We start from the raw sequence: 719 nt of genomic DNA on the forward strand, positions 1-719 counted from the left end.
GGTCACCGCCGCGCTCACGTTCGCCGCGTTCGGCGTGCCGGCCGCCCTGGTCGGGGCGCTGCGCACCACAGGCGTCTGGGCGCTGCTGACCGCGCGCTGCCCACCGCCGCTGCGCGACGGCCTGCGTACCGGCCTGGTCGCGGCGCTGCTGCTGCTCGGCGCGGGCGCGGGGGCGGCCGGACTGGCGGTGGCCACCGGCGGCGGCGACGCGGCCGACATGATCGGCGCCTACCGGACCGGGGTGGCCGGTCAGGCCGGCATCACCCTGGTCAGCCTCGCGTACGCGCCGAACGCCATCGCCTGGTCGGCCAGCTACCTGCTCGGTCCCGGGTTCGCCGTCGGCACCGACACCGCCGTCCGCACGAGTGAGGTGTCGGTCGGCGCGCTGCCGGCCGTACCGTTGCTGGCCGGCCTGCCGCGCGGCCCGATGGACGGGCTCGGCGCCGCGCTGCTCGCGGTGCCGGTGCTGGCCGCGATGGCGGCCGGCTGGCTCCTGGCCCGGCGGCTGATCCGGGCGGCCGCCGAGGAACGGGCCGATGTGGCCTGGCCGGCGCTGCTCGGGCCGGCCGCGCTCGCCGGACCGGTGGCCGGCGTGCTGCTGGGGCTGGTCGCGGCGGTCTCCGGCGGGCCGCTCGGCGGCGGGCGGCTGGCCGAGGTCGGCCCGTCGCCCTGGCCGGTGGCGGTGGTGGCCACCCTGGTGATCGCGGTGGGCGCGGTAC

Annotated in this window: 1 protein-coding gene; it reads left to right on the plus strand. The window is 80.0% G+C overall.

The annotated features are described in order from the left end of the window. On the plus strand, nucleotides 1-719 hold a 719-nt coding region (locus KBX39_RS32435), incomplete at both ends, for a DUF6350 family protein (protein ID WP_247660829.1).

Source organism: Micromonospora sp. D75 (assembly GCF_018070405.1).
In the GTDB taxonomy this organism is placed as follows: domain Bacteria; phylum Actinomycetota; class Actinomycetes; order Mycobacteriales; family Micromonosporaceae; genus Micromonospora; species Micromonospora chalcea.